We start from the raw sequence: 16,528 nt of genomic DNA on the forward strand, positions 1-16,528 counted from the left end.
ATGCGAAAGTAGCTCAGGGGTAGAGCATCATCCGCCCGAGGCTGATGAGGGTCGCGTCTCGATTAATGCGAAAGTAGCTCAGGGGTAGAGCATCACCTTGCCAAGGTGAGGGTCGCGGGTTCAAATCCCGTCTTTCGCTCTTTTTTTATTTTAAGTTCATTTTTTTCTGCTCGGATGGTGGAATTGGTAGACACGTTGGACTTAAAATCCAATGACCATTAACGGTCGTGCGGGTTCAAGTCCCGCTCCGAGTACCAAAAGTCTTGTTAATCATTTGATTTTCAGGGCTTTTTTTTGTTTAACATAAGATGTTTAAGTGCTGAGATGCTGACCGAACACAGTGAGCGTCAGTATCCCGCTCCGAGTACCAAAAGTCTTGTTAATCATTTGATTTTCAGGGCTTTTTTTTGTTTAACATAAGATGTTTAAGTCCTGAGATGCTGACCGAACACAGTGAGCGTCAGTATCGCGTTCCGAGTACCAAAAGTCTTGTTAATCATTTGATTTTCAGTGCTTTTTTGTTTAACATAAGATGTTTAAGTCCTGAGATGCTGACCGAACATAGTGAGCGTCAGTATCCCGCTCCGAGTACCAAAAGTCTTGTTAATCATTTGATTTTCAGGGCTTTTTTGTTTAACATAAGATGTTTAAGTCCTGAGATGCTGACCGAACATAGTGAGCGTCAGTATGCCATTCTTAATTCTATGTCTTTCTTTTTGGATTGACCTTTTTTATTCCTTACATTTTTACTATTTTTCTAACAAAAAATTGATCATCCACGATTTTCTTAATCGCTCAGTTGAGGTAACTTCAACGCCACAACGCATTATCTCACTCGTTCCAAGTCAAACCGAACTTTTGGTAGATTTAGGCTTCGAAAAACAAATAGTAGGTGTTACCAAATTTTGTGTGCATCCCAAACATTTAAAATCTACAAAAACCATTGTCGGCGGAACCAAGCAAGTGCATTTTGATAAAATTCAGGCTTTAAAACCTGATATTATTTTTTGTAATAAAGAAGAAAACACCAAAGCAATGGTCAATCGACTTTCAAAAATTACACCCGTTCACGTGTCAGATATTAAAAATTTAGAAGACAATAATCGTTTGATAAAAGACTACGGAGAAATTTTAAATGCACAATCAAGAGCTGAAAATTTAATTGAAAGATTGCAACAAAAAAAATACCAATTTCAACAAACTATAAGACATCAACCCATTCAAAAAGTAGCCTATTTGATTTGGCGTAATCCTTGGATGACCATTGGTGGTGATACATTTATCAATCATATTTTGGAACTCAATCGCTTTGAAAATGTGTTTGCAACCAAAGACCGATATCCCGAAATTAATATCGAAAATTTACCTGATTTAGACTTGTTGCTTTTATCATCAGAACCTTTTCCTTTTAAACCCAAGCACTTTTCTGAAATACCAATTGACAATTCAAAAATAAAATTAGTCAATGGTGAATATTTCAGTTGGTATGGTTCTCGAATGCTAAAAGCCTTTGATTATTTTTATAAAGAATTACATTATAACAATTTGAATGAATAATTCGGGTTAAAACTACTCTTTCATCTTTATGTTTTCCAATACAACCCACATTCCCTACTTTTGCATTTGTGAAAACTACAGAAAAAAAAGACATCCGTGCTTTAAGCAAAGAGCAATTGCGAGAATTCTTTGTATCACATGATGACAAAGCGTTTAGAGGCAACCAAGTTTATGAATGGCTATGGAATAAAGCCTGCCATAACTTTGATGAGATGACCAATTTATCTAAAGCAACAAGAGAAATGCTTGAAGCCAACTTTGTTATCAATCATATTAAAGTTGACACACAACAGCGTAGCAAAGATGGCACCATCAAAAATGCTGTGAAATTGCACGATGGTTTTGTGGTTGAAAGTGTGATGATTCCAACAGAAAATCGCACAACAGCTTGCGTTTCATCTCAAGTCGGATGCAGTTTGGATTGTAAATTTTGTGCCACAGCCAAACTCAAACGCCTACGCAATCTCAATCCTGACGAAATTTACGATCAAGTCGTCGCTATAGACAAACAGAGTCGCTACTACAACAATCGTCCGTTGAGCAACATTGTTTATATGGGCATGGGCGAACCGCTGATGAACTACAAAAATGTCTTGGCTTCAATAGAAAAAATCACTTCGGAAGATGGCTTAAATATGTCGCCAAAACGCATTACAGTATCAACATCTGGTGTTCCAAAAATGATTAAAATGCTGGCAGACGACCAAGTCAAATTTAACTTAGCGGTGTCTTTGCATTCGGCTCGTGACGAAGTGCGTACACAAATTATGCCTTTTAATGCTAAATTTAGTTTGGATGCCCTCAAAGAATCTTTAGAATATTGGTATGCCAAAACCCAAAAACGGGTTACTTACGAATACATTGTTTGGCAAGGCATCAACGACACCGATGCAGATATTGAAGCTTTGGTCGATTTTTGCAAAGCCATTCCTTGTAAAGTCAATTTGATAGAATACAACCCTATTGATGATGATATGTTTACTCAAGCTAACGACAAAGCCGTAGCCAAGTATATGACAACACTTGAAGCTCACGGCATAACAGTCACTTTGCGTCATTCACGAGGAAAAGATATCGATGCGGCTTGTGGGCAATTGGCTAATAAAAGTTGATTTTTTTTAAAGTAAAACAGACCTTACAGGTTTTTGAAACCTGTGAGGTCTTCTTTAACAAATTCTATAGAATTATATCTTAAAACGCAAACCTCAATCCCAATTGAACATTATTGATATCAACAGGATTATCTGTAAAAATTGGATTGATACTGTAGGTTAAATACAATGTCGTATCACCAAAACCAGCATAGGCACTCAAACCATACAAAAAGTTGTTGGTGTTGAAATCATCTTTAGTTTTTTGCTTTTCATTATCGCCATTTATATCAAATTTTAACTTTTGGACATTATTAAGGTTAAGACCTAAAAACCCACCAAGTCCAAAATTGAATCCACTTCTAATAAAGTAATCACCATTTCCTTTTTTAGTATTGACGTGTAAATGCACAGGAAAAATCAAATTGTCTTGTCTAAATTTAGATTTATCCAAGTCAAATTCAAAAGTTTCTAAATTGGTTTGGTCAGCATTTTCAACAAATATTTGATTGTCTTCAGGCTTTAGACCATTAAATTGAAATGAAAATCCATAATCTAAACGCAAGGAATTATTTTTAGAAATAGAACTTGACCATAAAAATCCTATTTCAAAAAAACGACTGCCACCAACTTTAAATGGAGAATCGTTTAAACCACCATTTTCAGGAATGGCATTATTTAATCCAAAAGCGATAATTAAATCTTTTTGAGTTTTTGTTCTTACATTATTTTTGGACTCATCTTCTGAATAAATTTTAATTTCTTTATTCAATATTGTAAAGCTTTCGCCATTGTTGCCATCATCATTGTTTTTAGCTTCACTTGCGACACTCATTTCATCAGCCAAATATCCGTTGCGTTTTAAAAACTCAATTTGATTTTTGACAACAGCTTGACGATTTTTGATATTTTGAGCAGCCCGTTTAGCATTTTTTATTTTAATAGCTTCAAAGTCCGCAGGACTATACAAAGAGTCTTGAGCCTGTTGAGTATTCAATTCTGATATGATTTTTTTTAGCTTATTTTTTTCTTCGGTTTCAATATTTTTTAATTTTTGCTCAAGTTGAGCCAATTGCTTTTTGGCCTTATCATCAAGTTTAACGGCGGTAGAATCTTGTGCAATAGCATTTATAGAAAAGATGCAGATAATTAATAAAAGTGATAGTATTTTATTCAATTTCATAGGTTTATTTTTAAAGGAATTAGATATAAGAATAGCTATTCATTTGATATATAAATCTGTATTTCAGTGATTTAAAATTTTAATTGGATACAACAGTGCGTTTGATGTTATTGAGGTTTGATACTAAAGCTGTCCATATTCTATCTTTGAGATTAGGAGGTTTTTGCAACTCGATTTCGGCTTCTATCTCTGCTAATAAAGCTGTAGCTTTTAAGTCTTGCAAAATCTGCTGTTGATCTTTATCTTGCGTTTGTTGCATAGCTTCAGCCAAAAGTATATTGACTTCATCAATGAGCTGTTTTTCTTTTTCAGATTTGGTTAAAGCGTTTTGAGCTTGACTTAGTAAGTTATCAACCTCAACTTCAATTGAAGGTTTTTTATCCTCAGCAATGGAGTTTTTTACTTGAGTTTTGTTTTTAGATGTTTCATTATTAAACTTTAACGTATTTTTTGTTTGAATTGTTGAAGGTGAAGCAACATAACTCAATGAAGTCGTGTTTAATTTTAATTGCTTTTCTTTTTCAATAACAGGTTTAGACTTCAAGACCAATTGAGTTGACTTGCCTGTTTCGGGTTTTAAGCCTTGATAAACGAACACTCCAACACATAAGACAGCAACAATGCTAACGTATTTTAACCAAATTTTATTAGATTTTGACTTGGAAGTTTTATCCAATTCTTGTTCTATATTATCCCAAAGATTTTGACTTGGAGTAATTTCTCTTTGGCTCAATTTATTTTTTATTTTATGTTCGGTTTGAGAAATTTTCATTGTGATGATTTTAATTGATGGTTTTGCAATTGTGCTTTCAACATTTTTCGGGCTTTATAGAGTTGAGATTTTGAAGTCCCAACATCTATATTGAGCATTTCAGCAATGTCTTTGTGTTTATATTCTTCTAAAACATAAAGGCAAAATACAGTTTTATAACCCTCTGGAAGTTTGTCTATCGCAACTTGAATATGAGAAATATCTTTAACTTCGTCTAAAGGGTTTTCTGCGGTTTCGTAATAAGAAAAGTCATCAGTTTGAATCATCATATTTTTCTTTTGACGTAAAAAATCAATACTTGATGTCACAACAATTCGTCTTAGCCAACCTTCAAAACTGCCTTTAAATTGGTAGCTTTTCATATTTAAAAAAGCTTTGCAAAAGGCTTTCTGCAAAACATCTTCTGCGTGTTGTAAATCTTTGATGTAGCATCGAACCACACTAAGCATTTTAGGCGAATATTTTTCATATAGACGAAATTGAGAAACGCGATCTTGTTTTTGTGCTTTTTTAATCAACTTATCGAGCTCGGCATGTAGTTTGACAACTTTCAAAACAAATAGGGTCTTTATTATAAAGACGAAAGATACTTAAAAAGAGTTGCCTGTCTGAAATAAATTTTTAATAAAAAAAAGCTGAATGTTGTCATTCAGCTTTTGTACTCAAGGCGGGAATCGAACCCGCACTCTGTTGCCAGAACTGGATTTTGAATCCAGCGCGTCTACCAGTTCCGCCACTTGAGCATATTTTAAATCTTGTTTTGTCAAATAGTTTTGCAAATTTAAATTATTATATTTATTTGAGCATGGTTTAATGAATTTAAATAGTATCAATTCCACAACTTAATCACCAAACCCACAACTTTAATTATATTTGCTTTCAATCACAAAAATTTTAAATATGGGTTTACTCGATAATAAAAACACCTTGATTACAGGAGCAAGCCGTGGAATAGGTCGTGGTATTGCTTTACAATTCGCTAAACAAGGCTCAAATGTGGCTTTTTCTTATAACTCATCTGCTAGTCCAGCTGAAGAACTCGTCAAAATTTTAGAAGCTGAAGGCGTAAAAGCCAAAGCATACCAATCTGATGCCGCTGACTTTGACCAAGCTCAAGATTTAGTCAAATCAGTTTTGGAAGATTTTGGTCAAATTGATGTTTTAATCAATAATGCTGGGATTACCAAAGACAACTTGATGATGCGTATGAGTGAAGACGATTTTAATAAAGTCATTAAAGTTAACTTGAATTCGGTTTTTAATTTAACCAAAGCCATTTTAAGACCAATGCTTAAGCAACGTCACGGTAGTATCATCAACATTAGCTCTGTGGTTGGTGTTAAAGGCAATGCAGGTCAAGGCAATTATGCGGCTTCAAAAGCTGGCGTTATAGGGTTTTCAAAATCTATGGCTCTCGAACTCGGTTCTAGAAACATCAGAACCAATGTGATAGCTCCAGGATTTATCGAAACCGAAATGACTGAAAAATTAGACGAAAAAACTGTTGAAGGTTGGCGACAAGCCATTCCACTAAAACGCGGTGGAACACCAGAAGACGTGGCTAATGCTTGCGTATTTCTCGCCAGTGATATGAGTGCTTATATTACTGGACAAACTATAAATGTTGATGGTGGTATGCTCACCTAAATTACATTTTAAAATGCTGGTTTTGAACTTTTGTGTATGAATGAATTTGACGTGTTGTGGATAATTTTGATTGTTATTTTGAGCCTTGGCTTAACTTGGTTTCAATACCAAAATCAATTTAAAAAACAGTTTAAAAGAGCTTTGTTATTTGTTGTACCCAGATTTTTGGTCTATCTGTGTATAGGTTTGTTATTGCTCAATCCCAAAATTAAACAAACCACTTATTTTATAGAAAAACCAAACCTGATAATTGGTGTGGATAATTCTATGTCAATCGCTCAACTGACAGATACTTCAGCTTACAAATCAAATCTTCTGAAGTGGATCAATGACGAAGAATTAGGTGATGCTTTTAATCTTCAGCTCTACCAATTTGGCGAAAATTATTCGTCATTAGATAGTTTAAATTTTATGGATACACAATCCAATATCAGTCATTTTATCCGTGAAATGTCTAATATCTATCGATCAACATCATCACACATATTGCTGTTTACCGATGGTCAACAAACACTTGGTCAGGATTATCTCTATACCGCTAAGTCATCTCAACAAAATCTGATTCCTGTTGTTGTAGGCGATACGACCGATTATGCCGATTTAAAAATAGACCGCATCAATGCTAACCGCTACGCATTTCTCAATAATCAATTTCCTGTTGAGGTCTTTTTGAGTTCAAATACTGATAAAGATGTCAAAACTGAGTTTGTTTTAAAACGTCAAAACAAAGTCATTGCAAGAAAACCAATTTCATTTAACAAAGACAACAAAGCTCAAAATTTTAAAATATACCTTAAAGCCAATCAATTCGGAGTCAATACCATCACGGCTGAACTTCAACCCGTAAACGAAAAAAACACCCAAAACAACACCCAACAATTTGCCGTTGAAGTGATTGACGAACGCACCAAGATTCTGATTTTATTCAATAGGCTTCATCCCGATTTAGGAATGCTGAAAAAAAGCATCGAATCTAATCAACAACGCCAAGTTGAGTTACAAAATATTAGCGATTTCAATAAAGATTTAGCAACCTATAATTTGATTATGCTTTATCAGCCTGAAACTAATTTTAAACAGGTTTTTAATACTATCCAAACCCAAAAGCTTAATAACATTGTCATTGGTGGAACACAAACCGATTATAATTTTTTAAACAGCAATCAATCTCATTTCAATAAAACCTTATCTCGGGCTACTGAAGATTATTATCCAGAATTAAACAAAGCTTTTAGCAGTTACCAAATAGAAGACATCGGTTTTTCAAATTTTCCTCCCTTAAAAAACACATTTGGTGATATTGAAATGACTACAGAAGGAGATATTTTACTTTATCAAAATATCGATGGTTTTTCTACTCGTCAGCCATTATTGATGACAGTTTCAGAAAACAACCAAAAATCAGCGTATTTATTTGGCGAAAACCTTTGGCGATGGCGTATGCGTTCATTTGTCGATCAAGGCGATTTTGAAACCTTTGACCGTTTTGTGGATCAATTAGTGCAATTTGTGAGTTCTACAACCACCAAAAAACGATTGGTTACCGATGTAAAATCTTTTTATAACAAAGGAGAAAACAACAGAATTAGCCTTCAATATTTTGATAAAAACTACAATTTTGATCCTAACCAAAAGATAAGTCTTAAGGTAACGGAAGAAACGAGCAACAAAACTTTTTCCTACACTTTAGTATTGAAAGACCAAAACTATTCCACAAAAATCAATGATTTACCAGCGGGTGATTACAGTTATAAAATTCTTGTTGAAGGTGAAAACATTTCAGAAAGCGGTCAATTTACTCTCATAGATTTTGTGTTAGAGAAACAATTTTATCGTGCTAATGTTGAGAAACTTCAGCAGATTTCTGACACTTTGTTTTATGCCGACCAACTCGATAAGCTCAAAACGTATTTGACTACAGCACAAAAGTTTAAATCTATCCAAAAATCTATAGAAAAAAAGCAATCTTTAATCCAATGGTGGATACTTTTCATTATATTAATTGTATTTTTGGGAATTGAGTGGTTGAGTAGAAAATACCACGGATTAATATAAAAAATTTAGAAATTATGGAAAAATTATCAAAATCAGTCGTTGCAATTATTATTGTGGTGATTGTTGGCATCATTATTTTAGCTAATACTGTTGTAACTATCGGCTCAGGTGAAGCTGGAGTTTTATTTGAACCTTTAGGTGAAGGTGTTGTTACTGATGAGCCAGCATTGGGAGAAGGTTTTCACATTATAGCACCTTGGAATACAGTGTATGTTTACAATGTAAGACAACAATCTATAGATGAAAAAATGACTGTCTTATCTTCAAATGGATTGGACATCAAATTAGATGCCACCATTTGGTTTCAACCACAACCTGGTCAAATTGGACTTTTACACCAAAAAAGAGGCGAAGATTATCTCGAGTTACTGATTAAACCAGCGGTTCGTTCGGCAACAAGAGCTGTTGTTGGTCGATATAAGCCAGAAGAACTGTATGCTCAAAAACGTGAAACTATCCAAAATGAAATGTTTGAAGAAACAAAAGCTCTTCTTGAAAATCAATATGTTCAAGTCAATGAAATATTGGTAAGAGATGTGTCTTTGCCTCAAACCATTAAAGATGCTATTGAAAGAAAATTGAAACAAGAGCAAGAATCTTTGGAATACGAGTTTAGATTAGAAAAAGCAGAAAAAGAAAAAGAAAGACAACGTATTGAAGCTGAAGGTAAAGCCACTGCAAACCAAATTTTAAGTGCATCTCTAACCGATAAAATCCTTCAAGAAAAAGGGATTCAAGCCACGATAGAATTATCAAAATCTAATAATTCAAAGGTTATTGTTATCGGCTCTGGTGATAGTGGTATGCCAATTATTTTGGGGAACAATTAAATATTGAAATCCGTTAAAACGGCTTAAAGTCAAATGGATTATTAAATTTTTAGACCATGATTTAAATCTCGTGGTTTAAAAACTTATCCATTATTTAAACCTTATAATTTCACAATTTACGACATGAATTCTTTTGTGAAAGTATTTCGTTATGATGTTGCTTTAGGTTTTTGATATAACATTCGGTATTATATCTTCACCTTTTTATTAGCGATATTATTATTCACTCCAATTGATATTATAACGTGAGTTCGATTTATTGAAATCTGTAAATCAGATGATTACATATTTTTGTCAGCAAATTTTGTCATTTCGAACGAAGAATGAGGAGAAATCTCATCCTACTGAGATGTCTCGTCGCTCATGCTTCGCTCTGTTGACCTGACAAATGATTAAATGTCTGTATTTTATATGAATATATTTTATTGGAATTTATATCGAACTCACGTTAAATAGCTCAATTTTATAAAGTCATCAAAATGAGTGATTTTTAGAAGTCTTACAAAACAAAAATGTTTAAGGAGTTCATTTTATCTATAAAAATAGACCTTTGGGGTAATAATAAATTAAATATTTTAGACAAAAAATGTAATTGGGAGTAAAATTATTTTTTTATTTTTTTGACGCCAAAAAATGCACCAACAACAAGCCCTACTAGAACCAAGCCATTTATTGGAATTTCATCATTAACATTATCATCAAATCCAATTCCACCTGGTGGTGGTGGACAAGTTATACATTGAGCACTAACTTCTGCAAAGGTAATTAGTGATATAAAAATAATCAAAATCTTATATTTCATACTGATTGGCTATTTCTCTTTCACATACGAAAGTATTGTAAGAAAAAATATTTACTTGTGCAAATATATATATATTTTTCTTTATAAAAAGAATTAGAGTTTTTTTTTAATATTAATATTTTGTAACTTAAAGTTATAGATATAATTTTTTTTAAAATTAAAAATAAATTGACTGGTATTTACCTCAAAGTGTATTTAATAATTTAATTTTGCAAAGAAAGCTACAAAATGAATACAGCTTCCCAAAAAATCCAATTTGAAGGTTATACCTATGATGATGTGCTGTTAGTTCCAAATTATTCAAAGGTATTGCCGAGAGATGTAAACATAAGTTCACGTCTTACCAGAAACATCAATTTAAATGTACCTATTGTATCTGCTGCCATGGATTCTGTAACAGAATCTAAGATGGCTATTGCTATGGCTAGAGAAGGTGGTATAGGTGTTTTGCACAAAAATATGAGCATCAAAGATCAAGCTCTCAAAGTTAGAAAAGTAAAAAGAGCTGAAAGCGGAATGATTTTAGATCCAGTAACTTTAGGTCAAAACGCAAAAGTTAAAGATGCAAAATCTTCGATGAAAGAAAATAGTATTGGTGGCATTCCAGTTGTTGATAAAAACCACAAACTTGTTGGTATTGTAACGAATAGAGACTTAAGGTTTGAAAATGATGACGAAAAAGCCATTGATAAGGTTATGACTAAAGACAACCTCATTACTACAAATGAAGGTACATCTTTAAAAGAGGCTGAAGTCATTCTTCAAAAATATAAAATTGAAAAATTACCTGTTGTCAAGGGAGATAATGAATTAGTAGGACTCATAACATTTAGAGATATCACTAAATTGACACAAAAACCTCTCGCCAACAAAGACGAATATGGTCGGTTAAGGGTTGCAGCAGCTATTGGTGTAACTGAAGATGCAACAATGCGAGCCAAAGCTCTAATTGAAGCTGGCGTAGATGCTTTGATTATTGATACCGCTCATGGTCATACTCTTGGTGTTGTAAAGGTTTTAAAAAAAATAAAATCTCAATTTCCAAAAATAGATATTGTTGTTGGCAATATTGCAACTGGCGAAGCTGCAAAATATCTAGTCGATGCTGGAGCAGATGCTGTAAAAGTTGGAATTGGTCCAGGTTCAATATGTACAACTCGTGTTGTTGCTGGGGTTGGTTTTCCTCAACTCTCTGCGGTCATGGAAGTTTATGAAGTTTTAAAAGATACAGATGTTCCTATTATTGCAGATGGCGGCATTAGATACACTGGCGATATTCCTAAGGCTATCGCTGCTGGAGCAGATTGTGTTATGCTAGGCTCACTTCTGGCAGGTACCAAAGAATCTCCTGGAGAAACCATTATTTATGATGGTAGAAAATATAAATCTTATAGAGGAATGGGATCTATTGAAGCCATGAGCAAAGGTTCAAAAGACAGATATTTTCAGGATGTTGAAGATGATATCAAAAAATTAGTTCCAGAAGGCATTGTTGGTCGTGTACCTTATAAAGGTGAATTGTATGAAAGTATGAACCAATTTATTGGTGGTTTAAGAGCAGGAATGGGTTATTGTGGTGCTGCTTCTATTGAAGAATTAAAACAAAAGGGACGATTTGTAAAAATCACTTCTTCTGGCATACACGAAAGCCATCCTCATAATGTTACAATAACCAAAGAATCACCAAATTATAGTAGATAATTAGGGTTTCCTCAGAAAGTCAGAATTTAAAGTTATAAATTTCGGATTTGTTATAAATAGAACTTCAATCCAACTATTTGAAACCGTTGAAACGGATGGGATTGTGCATTTTTCATAGCTCACGGTTTAAACCGTAGGCTATGGATTGCAAATATTCGATGGTGAATGGATTTATCCATTTTCTATGATTTCAGTTTCTTCTCTGTAAGTAAAAGAATGCTTTTGAAGCTAAAACTTGAAAATTTAAATCAAACATTTGAAGTAATCAAAAGTTTCATCACAGTCTTGACATCTAAACATAGCCTTACAAGCAGTTGATGCAAATTGACTGACCAATTTAGTATTGGTAGATTCGCATTGTGGACACGGTACCACTTGTTGCTCACCTAATAAAGCTTTTTTATCTGATGTGGCATCTAAAGGTGGGGCGATTCCATATTTTTTTAAAGCATTCTTGCCTTCTTCGGTCATCCAATCGGTAGTCCATGCTGGTGACAAAACAAGTTCAACTTCTGGTTCAAATCCGTTTTCTTTCAAGGCTTTTTTGATATCATCTCCAATAGCATCCATTGCAGGACAGCCACTGTAGGTTGGCGTGATTTTAACTTTGGCTATATGGTTGTTTACTTTTGCCGAACGCACGACACCTAAATCGATAATGGACAACACAGGGATTTCAGGGTCTGGAATAGACTTAAGAATTGGGTATAATTGTTTTTGTATATCAGAATTTTTAGTCATTGCATTACCATTTCATATCAGGATAAGTTCTTTGCATATATTGCATTTCTGCTAAAATATAGCCCATATACTCAGAATGAATGCCTTCTTTTCCACCTTCCTGAAAATATTTCACCTCAGGAATTTTTAATTTGGCTTCAGTTAATATATTAGAAAGTGTATCATAATATTGGGATTTAAAAGTATTTGGGTTTACCCCTTGACCGTTTTCTATAATTGCTTTATCTTGTTGTGAAGTGTTAAAGAGCTCCTTTGTGAATACCCACAAATCATCAACTGCTTTTTGAGATTTCTGATGACTTTCTTTAGTGCCATCGCCGAGACGCTTTAACCAATCAGCAGAAAATTGTTGATGATAACTAACTTCTTTTATGCTTTTTTGTGCTATTGCTTTTAGGGTTAAATCTTTAGAAGATTGTAATTCTTTGAGGAATAAAAAGTGAAAGGCATCAAAAAAATATTGTCTTGTGATGACGTAAGCAAAGTCAGTGTTGGGTTGCTCAACTAATAAAACATTTCTATATTCGTGTTCTTTTCTTAAAAAAGCAAAATCGTCTTCTGTGGCATTTTTAGTTGACAAATTTGCAATGTATTGATAGTATGAACGGGTTTGCCCAAGCAAGTCTAAAGCCATATTTGTCAAGGCAATATCGGTTTCTAAAGTTGGTCCGTGTCCGCAAAGTTCTGATAGGCGTTGACCGAGTATTAAAGTATTATCAGCAATACTGTATATATATTGTATAAGATTTTGGTGGCTCATGAATTAAAAATTACATGTGTTTAACATCATCGGGTAAGTTGTAAAATGTAGGATGCCTATAAACTTTGTCATCAGCTGGGTCAAACATTTCTGGATTATGGTCTGGATTTGAAGCTTTGATATGTTTAGATTCTACAACCCAAATACTTACACCTTCTTTTCTTCTTGTATAAACGTCTCGAGCATTTTTTATTGCTATTTCTGCATCGGGTGCATGAAGACTGCCAAAATGACGATGCTCAAGTCCGTTTTTGCTTCTCACAAAAACTTCCCACAAAGGCCAATCTTTTTTCTTGTTTTCTTGCATATTGTAGGTTTAAATTGTTTTTACACAAAGATACAAGTTTTTGATGAGCTTTTCAACTGTTTGATTTTAACAAAATAACAGTTTAATATTTATGTATTTCAATACCTTTGTTGGGTAATATTTTTATTTGCTTTTTTTTGTAAAGAATACCGATAGCTTTTTTAAATGATTTTTTACTCATTTTAAAAGTTTGATAAATCTGCTGTGGATTTGATTTATCATGGTAAGGTAGAAAACCATCAGCTTCTTTTAAAATACGCATTACTTTGTTTGCATTAGGTTCTATGCTTTTGTAACCAAACTTTGAAAGTGTTAAATCTATTTTATGATCTTTACGTATTTTTTTTATGTAGCCTACAAGCTTATCTCCAGTTTTATAACTTTCATAAACTTCATCAAAATATAACAAACCGAGATGTATGTTGTTGATAATCATGTTGTAACCTAAATCTGTTTTGTTTGTTACCTGAAGCTGAACTTCTTCAAATTCTTTTACGGTAAGCACTGAATTATCTACAAAATGATTGACCTTACTTGAAGCTACTAAGCGTTGACTTTCTTCATCTAGATAGCAAAATATCAAATAGGTTTGGCCTACTTCCATTTTATATGCCTGTTCTGCATAAGGCACAAAAAGATGTTTTTCTAAACCCCAATCTAAGAATGCTCCAAACTGATTGACATCAACGCACTTTAGCATAGCAAATTCATCAAGCTTAACTTTGGGTTCAAGTGTGGTAGCTACAGGACGCTCGTCATGATCTAAATATACAAACACTCGCAATTTGTCGCCTATTTTGAAGTTTTCTGGCTTATATTTATTAGGTAATAAAACTTCATCACCTGATTGGTGTTTGAGAAATAGCCCTGGCGGAGTGTCTCGATCTATTATAAATTCATCGTGTTCGCCTAAGTTCAACAATTTGATAGATGTTTATTATTGTTCAATTAAAAAAAATACTTTTAAACAAATATAATAGTTTTAATCGAGTTAAACTTTGTAATATTATCTATTCAGATAAATGACAACTTCTAACAAAATAAGTCTGTTGGTTTTCAACACACAAAAAATAAGAAACCCACAACTTTCGTTGTGGGTTTTCTTTTGCAGAGAGGAAGGGATTCGAACCCTCGATACGCTTGTGGCGTATACACACTTTCCAGGCGTGCGCCTTCGACCACTCGGCCACCTCTCTATTGGATTTGCAAATTAAAACATAAATAAGGATTCATACAACAGTTTGATGTTTTATAGCGATTTAAGCTTCGCTAACTTCACCACGCAAAGAAGTTTCAAAAATGGTTTTAAACACTTTCATACTCAATCGCTTAGGTAACATAAACATCATTTTGGCCATTGCAGCTTCTGTGGTCATATCATTGCCTGATATTACACCGATTCTTTGCAAGTGTTCGCTGGTGTAATATTTGCCCATTGTAACTTGGCCACCAATGCATTGAGTGATGTTGACGACTGGTATAGATTGATTGATTTTTGAACGAATGCCTTCTAAAAACCACTCATCAGTTTTAAAATTACCACTTCCAAAACTTTCTAAAACAATGCCTTTTATACAAGGAATATCCATTAGTGATTCAAAAACTTTTTGGTTTAAACCAGGAAATAATTTTAACAACAAAATTTGATCTTCTAAGTCTTTGTGCAACACCAAATCTTTAATTTTTCTTACGCGTTTCAAAGCTGAATAATTCACTTTTAGATTAACGCCAGAATGAATTAAATCTGGATAGTTAGGCGAATCAAAAGCTTCAAAATGCTCGGCGTTGACTTTGGTTGTTCGGTTGGCACGGTATAATTTATATTCAAAATACAAGCCGACTTCTTTTATTACTGGTCTATCATTTTGTTTTAAACCTGCAATTTGAATACTTGAAATCAGATTTTCTTTAGCATCGGTGCGTAAATCACCAATAGGCAGTTGAGACCCCGTAAATATGATGGGTTTTGATAAATTTTCTAACATAAACGAAATCACCGAAGCTGTATAAGACATCGTGTCGCTGCCGTGTAAAACCACAAAGCCATCGTAATTGCTGTATTGATCATATATGATTTGTGCCAACTCGCGATATTGTATCAATCCAAAATCTGATGAATCAATCGGCTGGTCAAAACTCAAGGTATCAATTTTGTGATCTAAAAGCTTAATTTCTGGGATTTTAGACAACAACTCATCAAAGTTAAAAGCCTTTAAACTGCCTTGTTCGTCTTCGCGAATCATCCCGATGGTTCCTCCCGTGTAAATCAATAAAAGTTTTGAACCCGATGTTGTCATAATTCTTTAAAATTAAATCCCAAAAACACGTTTAGAATTTGCTGTGGTAATTTCAGCAATTTGCTGTAAAGATAGATTGTATAGTTCTGATAATTTTTCTGCAATATAAGTCAAATAAGCACTTTCATTACGCTTGCCACGAAAGGGTTTTGGAGTTAGATACGGCGAATCAGTTTCTAAAACAATATGCTTCAAGTCTATTTGATTTAAAAATTGATCAATCTTACCATTTTTAAATGTGACCACACCACCAATGCCGAGATGCATATTATAAGAAATCGCTTGCAGGGCTTGCTCATAAGTTCCTGTAAAACAATGAAAAATACCATATAAATCATCGCCTTTGTGCTGTTCTAAAACTTCAAACACTTCATCAAAAGCATCACGGCAATGGATAACAATAGGCAATTGGTATTGCTTTGCCAATTCAATTTGCCGATGAAAAGCCTCTTGTTGAATGCCTAAAGTGCTTTTGTCCCAATACAGATCAATCCCAATTTCACCAACGGCATAAAAATCTCTTTTTTTAAATTGATTTTCAATATGTTGCAATTCTTCAAGATAAGTTTTAGGTTGAACCGATGTCGGATGCAAGCCCATCATCAAAAATATATTTTCGGGATAAGCCTTTTCTAAGTCATACATCGCTTGAGTGGTTTCAGAATCTATGGCTGGTATAAAAAAACGTTTGATATTTTGTTGCAAAGCGTTTTGAATCACTTCATCTCGGTCGTCATCAAAAGCGTTACTGTATAAATGCGTATGGGTATCGGTTAAAATCAAAT

16 protein-coding genes and 4 tRNA genes are annotated in these 16,528 nt (G+C 33.7%); 8 read left to right on the forward strand and 12 right to left on the reverse strand.

The genetic code is table 11. From position 1 onward, the window contains the following. Positions 1-67 precede the first annotated feature (67 nt). The 4 genes from ACSSV5_RS03940 to rlmN all read left to right on the forward strand — a co-directional run bounded on the left by ACSSV5_RS03940 (position 68) and on the right by rlmN (position 2,669). Positions 68-139, forward strand: a tRNA-Gly gene (locus tag ACSSV5_RS03940). A 29-nt stretch (positions 140-168) separates the two neighbouring features. Next, positions 169-257 (forward strand) — tRNA-Leu (locus ACSSV5_RS03945). Between the two features lie 511 nt (positions 258-768). Continuing rightward, the gene (locus ACSSV5_RS03950) at positions 769-1,557 is read left to right on the forward strand and encodes an ABC transporter substrate-binding protein (RefSeq protein ID WP_454244865.1); all 789 of its coding nucleotides are present in this window, start codon (positions 769-771) and stop codon (positions 1,555-1,557) included. A gap of 68 nt (positions 1,558-1,625) precedes the next feature. Further along, positions 1,626-2,669, forward strand: a complete 1,044-nt coding sequence (gene rlmN, locus ACSSV5_RS03955; RefSeq protein ID WP_454244866.1) for a 23S rRNA (adenine(2503)-C(2))-methyltransferase RlmN — start codon at positions 1,626-1,628, stop codon at positions 2,667-2,669. 79 nt (positions 2,670-2,748) lie between these two features. Here rlmN and ACSSV5_RS03960 read toward each other — a convergent pair whose 3' ends face one another. From ACSSV5_RS03960 to ACSSV5_RS03975, 4 genes are all read right to left on the reverse strand, one after another. Further along, complete coding sequence (locus ACSSV5_RS03960) at positions 2,749-3,831, reverse strand: hypothetical protein (RefSeq protein ID WP_454244867.1); 1,083 nt, start codon at positions 3,829-3,831, stop codon at positions 2,749-2,751. Between the two features lie 79 nt (positions 3,832-3,910). Next, positions 3,911-4,603 carry a hypothetical protein gene (locus ACSSV5_RS03965; protein WP_454244868.1) on the reverse strand — a complete coding sequence of 231 codons (693 nt, stop codon included), beginning with the start codon at positions 4,601-4,603 and terminating at the stop codon, positions 3,911-3,913. Beyond that, positions 4,600-5,157: an RNA polymerase sigma factor gene (locus tag ACSSV5_RS03970; RefSeq protein ID WP_211064578.1), complete on the reverse strand. Its 558-nt coding sequence runs from the start codon at positions 5,155-5,157 to the stop codon at positions 4,600-4,602. The genes ACSSV5_RS03965 and ACSSV5_RS03970 overlap by 4 nt, the downstream gene beginning before the upstream one ends. Positions 5,158-5,262: 105 nt before the next feature. Further along, a tRNA-Leu gene (locus ACSSV5_RS03975) sits at positions 5,263-5,346 on the reverse strand. Between the two features lie 157 nt (positions 5,347-5,503). Between ACSSV5_RS03975 and fabG the strand changes: the two genes are divergently transcribed. Genes fabG through ACSSV5_RS03990 form a run of 3 tightly spaced genes read left to right on the forward strand, consistent with a single transcriptional unit; the run spans position 5,504 to position 9,135 of the window. Beyond that, positions 5,504-6,250 carry a 3-oxoacyl-[acyl-carrier-protein] reductase gene (fabG, locus tag ACSSV5_RS03980; RefSeq protein ID WP_454244869.1) on the forward strand — a complete coding sequence of 249 codons (747 nt, stop codon included), beginning with the start codon at positions 5,504-5,506 and terminating at the stop codon, positions 6,248-6,250. A gap of 36 nt (positions 6,251-6,286) precedes the next feature. Further along, positions 6,287-8,305, forward strand: a complete 2,019-nt coding sequence (locus tag ACSSV5_RS03985; RefSeq protein ID WP_454244870.1) for a vWA domain-containing protein — start codon at positions 6,287-6,289, stop codon at positions 8,303-8,305. A 14-nt stretch (positions 8,306-8,319) separates the two neighbouring features. Then, positions 8,320-9,135 (forward strand): prohibitin family protein, encoded by an 816-nt coding sequence (locus tag ACSSV5_RS03990; RefSeq protein ID WP_211064560.1) that lies wholly within the window; start codon positions 8,320-8,322, stop codon positions 9,133-9,135. A 604-nt stretch (positions 9,136-9,739) separates the two neighbouring features. Here ACSSV5_RS03990 and ACSSV5_RS03995 read toward each other — a convergent pair. Then, on the reverse strand, positions 9,740-9,937 hold the full coding sequence (locus tag ACSSV5_RS03995) for a hypothetical protein (RefSeq protein ID WP_211064559.1): 198 nt from the start codon (positions 9,935-9,937) through the stop codon (positions 9,740-9,742). Positions 9,938-10,165: 228 nt separating this feature from the next. Between ACSSV5_RS03995 and guaB the strand changes: the two genes are divergently transcribed. Continuing rightward, positions 10,166-11,638, forward strand: a complete 1,473-nt coding sequence (gene guaB, locus ACSSV5_RS04000) for an IMP dehydrogenase (protein WP_454244871.1) — start codon at positions 10,166-10,168, stop codon at positions 11,636-11,638. A gap of 243 nt (positions 11,639-11,881) precedes the next feature. Here guaB and paaD read toward each other — a convergent pair whose 3' ends face one another. The 7 genes from paaD to ACSSV5_RS04035 all read right to left on the reverse strand — a co-directional run bounded on the left by paaD (position 11,882) and on the right by ACSSV5_RS04035 (position 16,526). Beyond that, complete coding sequence (paaD, locus tag ACSSV5_RS04005; protein WP_211064558.1) at positions 11,882-12,379, reverse strand: 1,2-phenylacetyl-CoA epoxidase subunit PaaD; 498 nt, start codon at positions 12,377-12,379, stop codon at positions 11,882-11,884. Between the two features lie 4 nt (positions 12,380-12,383). Then, positions 12,384-13,139: a 1,2-phenylacetyl-CoA epoxidase subunit PaaC gene (gene paaC / locus ACSSV5_RS04010; RefSeq protein ID WP_454244872.1), complete on the reverse strand. Its 756-nt coding sequence runs from the start codon at positions 13,137-13,139 to the stop codon at positions 12,384-12,386. Positions 13,140-13,149: 10 nt separating this feature from the next. Further along, complete coding sequence (gene paaB, locus ACSSV5_RS04015; RefSeq protein WP_211064556.1) at positions 13,150-13,446, reverse strand: 1,2-phenylacetyl-CoA epoxidase subunit PaaB; 297 nt, start codon at positions 13,444-13,446, stop codon at positions 13,150-13,152. A gap of 82 nt (positions 13,447-13,528) precedes the next feature. Then, positions 13,529-14,368, reverse strand: a complete 840-nt coding sequence (locus tag ACSSV5_RS04020; RefSeq protein WP_211064555.1) for a CvfB family protein — start codon at positions 14,366-14,368, stop codon at positions 13,529-13,531. 186 nt (positions 14,369-14,554) lie between these two features. Next, positions 14,555-14,642: transfer RNA gene (locus tag ACSSV5_RS04025), tRNA-Ser, on the reverse strand. 63 nt (positions 14,643-14,705) lie between these two features. Next, positions 14,706-15,743, reverse strand: coding sequence for an asparaginase (locus tag ACSSV5_RS04030; protein ID WP_454244873.1), 1,038 nt, complete (start codon positions 15,741-15,743; stop codon positions 14,706-14,708). A gap of 12 nt (positions 15,744-15,755) precedes the next feature. Then, positions 15,756-16,526 (reverse strand): TatD family hydrolase, encoded by a 771-nt coding sequence (locus tag ACSSV5_RS04035; protein ID WP_211064553.1) that lies wholly within the window; start codon positions 16,524-16,526, stop codon positions 15,756-15,758. Between the last annotated feature and the right edge of the window lie 2 nt (positions 16,527-16,528).

This window comes from Psychroflexus sp. MBR-150, assembly GCF_053628795.1.